This window comes from Dolichospermum sp. LEGE 00246, from assembly GCF_015207865.1.
Lineage (GTDB): Bacteria > Cyanobacteriota > Cyanobacteriia > Cyanobacteriales > Nostocaceae > Dolichospermum > Dolichospermum heterosporum.
In genome coordinates, this window is the sequence record NZ_JADEWA010000336.1 from 1 (window position 1) to 6,007 (window position 6,007).

At 34.7% G+C, this 6,007-nt stretch carries 4 protein-coding genes; all 4 read right to left on the bottom strand.

Features of this window, described 5'->3' with window-relative positions:
• Positions 1-622 precede the first annotated feature (622 nt).
• The gene (locus IQ228_RS19000) at positions 623-2,206 is read right to left on the bottom strand and encodes a mechanosensitive ion channel family protein (protein ID WP_027400819.1); all 1,584 of its coding nucleotides are present in this window, start codon (positions 2,204-2,206) and stop codon (positions 623-625) included.
• A gap of 72 nt (positions 2,207-2,278) precedes the next feature.
• Positions 2,279-3,394, bottom strand: coding sequence for a mechanosensitive ion channel family protein (locus IQ228_RS19005; RefSeq protein WP_027400818.1), 1,116 nt, complete (start codon positions 3,392-3,394; stop codon positions 2,279-2,281).
• A gap of 128 nt (positions 3,395-3,522) precedes the next feature.
• Positions 3,523-4,500: an L-histidine N(alpha)-methyltransferase gene (gene egtD / locus IQ228_RS19010; RefSeq protein WP_027400817.1), complete on the bottom strand. Its 978-nt coding sequence runs from the start codon at positions 4,498-4,500 to the stop codon at positions 3,523-3,525.
• Between the two features lie 103 nt (positions 4,501-4,603).
• Positions 4,604-5,926 (bottom strand): 5-histidylcysteine sulfoxide synthase, encoded by a 1,323-nt coding sequence (gene ovoA, locus IQ228_RS19015; protein ID WP_027400816.1) that lies wholly within the window; start codon positions 5,924-5,926, stop codon positions 4,604-4,606.
• Positions 5,927-6,007 lie beyond the last annotated feature (81 nt).

Consider the following 6,007-nt stretch of genomic DNA (forward strand, 5'->3'; position numbering starts at 1 on the left):
AATTTAGTTTGAGCTTATTTAACAGCAAAAAAAATAACTGTTGAGTAATTGTACAACTAATGGCAATTTTGAGATAAAATTCTAACTCAAAACAGCAATTAAAGAACTTTTTCATTTTTGTAACCCATAAAAATCATCTCAGTCAATGTTTAGAGATAAGATAATTCAAGATGTAAAGAAGTATCTTGATCACGTTGTTTTAGACAATATCATTTTTGGTGAATTTAAGAAAAATTTCAAAAACAAAACTTAACTACCGACCCAATACTTGTCGGTTAAGGAAATGTAGGTTGGGTTTCGCTATCGCTCAACCCAACATTATCAAGGATTTTGTTGGGTTGCGTTCCGATTGCTCCGCGAACGGTTACGTTTCACAACCCAACCTACCATACTTGGTGGTGCAGAAAACCCCTGAAACACCTATAAATAAAGGATTATACTCGAAACAATGGATTTGGGATTTCTCAAGACATCGAACGAGGTCATTGGGTTTCAGCTTCTATTTTAACCCTTCAGCCTACCATATGATGAATTTTCAGGCTTAACCGAGCAGTATTGACTACCGACCTAATTTAACCAAATTTTTAGAGATGAGAACTTGAGAGAAAAAGAGTATACCAAATTAATTTTCCCTATTTTCATTACCAGCAGGAAGTAGAATACCTTCCATCAATAAAGTATCCATAAATATCTTCCGCAAAATTCGCTGGATCTGAATATGTTTTCCCGGCTTTACCTTTGTCAATGTTCGCAGCAACAAATTAGATTCACCCATACTTTCTACACCATCTACTAGAGTGGGTTCAAGGACATCAGGATCATTTGTTTTTAACTGTTGTCCTATTTCTTCAATCACTTGATATATATGAGTTAAATTAGAATCGTAAGGTACATAAACTTCCACTACTGCAAATATGTACTGTTTGGAGTAATTGGTAATTGAGCCAATATCTCCATTACGAATAATCTGTAATTGACCATTAGGATGTCTAATACGGGTAGTTCTCAGTTCAATAGCTTCAACAGTACCTTCTACTGTTTTCTCTTCAGCTTTCCCAGCCTCAATATAGTCACCTACCAAATAGTAGTTTTCAAAAAGAATAAAAAAGCCACAAACTATATCATTAATTAGTGTTTGTGCGCCTAACCCCACAGCAATACCAACAATCCCAGCACCTGCCAGAATAGGAGTAGGATTAATATCGAGAATATAGAGAATGGAAACCGCAACACTGAAGTAAATTAAATATTGCAACAAACTACGAAACAAAGGAATCATAGTTAAACGTCTGCTTTTTTGGATGTCAGTCAAATCCTGGTCTTTGAACAGCACCTCTTCTAGCAGTAAGTAAATCACCTCAAATATCACACGACTTATGAAAATAATAGCGATGATTTTGATGATTTTCAAACCAAAAGTGGCCAGTTTGTCTATTAACTGCACCTGCTGAACTACCAATGTGACAGTGCAGACGTAAATCACAAATTCCAAACACCGTTTCAAAAAGGGAATCAGGTGTTGGAGACCATCATAAAATCTCAACAGATTATCAGGACTGGAGTATCTGACACTCAGAACATCTAGAATATCAACAATTGCCGCAACTGCTTTGAGAATGAGTAATCCCACACCAATGATCAGATAGATTCGTAGTGCGATATATAGATATTCAGAAGCTACTGCGGGTAATTTGAGAAATTGGGTACAAGCAATCATAACCCATAACCAAATTCCCCCTTTGATTCTTTGATTGAGTGCGGTGAAAAAAGCATCAATACTTTCATCGTCTGCGGTGTTTTGATCTAATTTCTTAGCGCGATTACTAGCTATTTTCAACCAATATTTGATTGCTTTTAGAGCGAATATTGCTGCAATTACAACACCACCACTTTCAGCAATACCAATTCCTAATCCCATCCAAAATCCTGATGGAATCTTGCGAATCAGGTTTATTATATATTGTTGAAGGTTTTCACCCCGATAGATCAGAAAACCATTAGCACCGACAATCAAAATACACAATAATATGCAACTAACTAACAACAAACCAGTGATATTGCGGCGCAGGATTTTGATTTTTATATCGTCACCTTTCAATATTGATAATCTCACCAATAGCTTGAATAACTTACCTGCAAGCGATCTTAATAAGAGAAAAATAAGTATGATAATGCCGACTTCAGCTAAAATAATTAACAGGTTCATAGTTAGGTAATTTCCCCATTTTCATGATACCCAAATCATCAAATAATTCGGGTATATCTATTCTGAACTTTTTTAATTGTTGCTGTTTTGCATCGGTTTATATTTTTCTGGTTCTGTTCTCAACTCTACATACAGAGAATCAATACCCTCTTGTTCTAAAAGTTCTAAGATGGCTAAATTTAAGTTTTTCTCAGCATCAAAGTAGAGATTATCATCATTCACAAATGCCATTATTTCAATCACACGAGCATTCTGTTCAATTTTTTTGAAGCGCACTGTACAGGAGGGAGAACAACCAGGAATAGATTTTGGCATTTGTTGAATAGCATCACAAATTCTCGCGGTTTGTTGTGAGGAAATACCATCAATTTTAAGAATTAAATTCAGTCCCCACTTTAATTCTTCCCCTGGATTTTGTGACCAATTTTCCACAATTCCAGAAATCATTTTAGAATTGGGCATTTTCATGATAGAACCCCACTTAGCTAGATGCAGTGTTGTAGTTCTAAATCCAATATTGAGAATCTGCACAAAACCATCTATTCCTGCTATTCCCACCCAATCACCTTCTCGATAAAGATTATCGGAGTAGATAATAATTGTACAAAACCAGTCATAAACAATGTCTTTGAAGAGTAACCCTAATGTGATACCAGCACCACCAATTAAACCCACAAGTGCTGCTGCTGATTGTCCTAAAAATATCTCGCTGATTTTAATTGTTAAGACAATAATTGCTGCCGATTGAAAGATTTTCGGCATCAAAGGTCTGAGCAATTCATCAAGTTCAGTTTCCGTATGCAGCACTATGTTAGCAATTACTTGTCCTAAAATTGAAGAACTACGATAAACAACATAGGCAACTATAAAGAGAACTATTAAGTTTAAAAATCTACTAATTGTCTCGCTTAATTGAGAGCCTAAGTTATCGGCAATAATCTCCTTACTCAGCCAAAATCCACCAATAAGAATTAGCCAATTTATCGCAGGTTTGATAATAGCAATTAATTCATCATCAAGGGTAGTCTCTGTTTTTTTAGTGAAGCTTTCAATGGTTTTAATTATAACTGCCAGAAAAAATCTTCGTAATGTCTGTGTCAACGTTAGAATGATGAGAACAGCAGCAATTTTAGCAATGGGAATATTGGAATAATTGATATTTTTGAGCGTGTTCCAGATAATTTCCATGATTTACCCTGATAGATATTTGAGTCGGTTAATTTTATATCATTTGATAATGACATCATTATCATGATATCAGCATTCAGAATTTTTCAAAAATTTTAACTATTGAATCCTGAATGCTGACACAAAACTTATTCAACTTGACAAAGAATCAAACCAAACCATCCTTTTTCATCTGTCCAAGTTTTGACAGTATTTAATCCTTTACTTTGTAATTGTGTTTCCATTGTTCTTAAATCAAACTTGCGAGAAATTTCTGTTAATATACTTTCTCCCTCTAGAAAATGCACCTTTAAATCCAAAATTTCCAAGTTAACCCAATGACTTTTTTGGCAATGTAAATACATCTCAATTTGATGATCAACTTGATTATAAACTGCTTGATGTCTAAACAAACTGATATCAAAGTTACCTTGAAAACGCCAATTCAAATGAGAAAGCATATTCAAATTAAAAGCAGCAGTTACGTCTTGACTGTCGTTATAAGCTGCTTCTAGAATATCTGTAGGTTTTTGTAAATCAATACCCAGTAGAAAGTAATCTCCTGGTTGTAAAGTTTGAGAAACTTGATTTAAGAAAATATCACATTCTTCCGGGTTAAAATTGCCTAAAGAACTTCCCAGAAAAAACAACATCCGCGATTGTAAATAATTCGATTCTAGATGAACTAAAGCTTGTTCATAAGTTCCCAATAATCCATGAATAGCAATATCAGGATACTTTTCTTGTAACTGTAAAACACTAGTTTTGAGAATCCCTCCGCTGACATCAATAGGCAGATATCTACAATTACCAGAAATTTTCTGATAAGCAGTTAATAAAGCTTGAGTTTTAGTAGAACTGCCACTACCTAATTCTATTAACTCACAACAATTTGTAATTTCGGCAATTTCATCAGCATACTGTTGTAAAATCCAGGCTTCTGTGCGAGTCGGATAATATTCTGGTAACTCACAAATTTGTTCAAATAATTGAGAACCAGGATCATCGTAAAAATATTTAGGTGGTAAACTTTTCGGTTTTTCAGTTAACCCCCTAATGACATCTTTACCATCAATACTTAACTCTTGATAATGATGATCTAAAACGGTTAAAGGTTGTGTAATCATTTTCTAAATCCTCTAAGGTGGCTATAAGATCCCCGACTTCTTTTGTATTTTTGTAAATAAATTACCAATTAATATTCAGAAGTCGGGGATCTCGATTTTATATTTAATCCAAACTTTCAGCCACTCTAAAACCGACGTGCTGATAAAAATAAGGACGAAACCAGTTACGATAACAAGGTAAGGCCATTGTACCATTCGTTGCCCAAGAACCGCCCAACATCATAAAATGTTTATTATCAAAAAAGGGTGCAGATTGATCTGCATAAAGATGATGAGGTTGAAATCCTGGTAAGGGTTTAAATGTTTCGCCTAACCATTCCCAAACATTACCCCGTAAGTCAGAAAGTCCAGATTGATGATTTCCTGAAAACATTCCCACAGGAGTTGGGGAAATAAATTGTAAGTTGAGATTATAATTATTTCCTAAACTAGAATCTTCCGATATTGTTAATGCTTGATTCCATTCTGCTTCTGTCATTAACCGAGTGTTTTTACCTTTCCAGCGACAATAAGCTATTGCTTCATAATGGTTAACTTCCACTGGCCAATCTAAAGGTAAATCTAGTTCATCAAATGTGGCACGATAGCGATAGTTATTTTCTTGGTATATCCAGAATTTAGGATGTTGGATATTGTAGAGTTGTTTCCATGCCCAAGATTCAGTATGCCAATAATTGATATTATTGTACCCACCGGCTTGGACAAATTCTAAAAATTCTCCATTGGTAATCAGATATTGACTTGCTAAAAATGGTGGGACTTCTCCTTCTAAATCACCATATTCACTATCCCAAGCAAAAGTTAAATCATCTTGGCGTTTTCCTAATTTCACTATACCACCAGGAATTTCTCGCATTTGATTATGGGGAATTTCTCGATTAGCAGGTGCATAATTCCATCCTTGGGGACGGTTTAAGTTCTCAATAGGTAATTGACGCAGCAGCATAGATGAGGTTTCTAGGTGAATGCGACTATGTTCTATTCCCATTAATAAAGCCCAGATAGGATGCTGTTGATGAATGGGTAAATTTAAAGGAGTTTGATGAATAATTGCGGTAATTTCTGATCTAGCTTTGTCTCGATATTCCCAAACTTTTTGAAGATCAGGCCAATTAACTCCTTGAATGGCTACTTCTAATTCTGTCGGTGTTTCTGGATCAACGCCAATTTCAAATAGGGTTTCATATTGGGAGTTAATCCGATGTTTGATTAATCCCACCTGCATTAATTTATTGATATAAAAAACAGCCGAATGTCCAAGGTAGAAAATTAATTTATTTCTTAAAGGATCGGGATTTAGATAGAAGGTTTCTTCCTTAATTACACTTTTCATTAAGGTTTCTTCCATTTCCCAGGAATTTTCAAAATAGTTAAGTAGGATTGTTGAACTACAATCATTGAGTTGGGGAATAGGAGCATCTATCATTTTATTGACCTGGTGAATTAATTTCTGGTAATATCTGGATTGATTAATTTTTTTAAATCAAACCAGTGACTAATCCTGGGA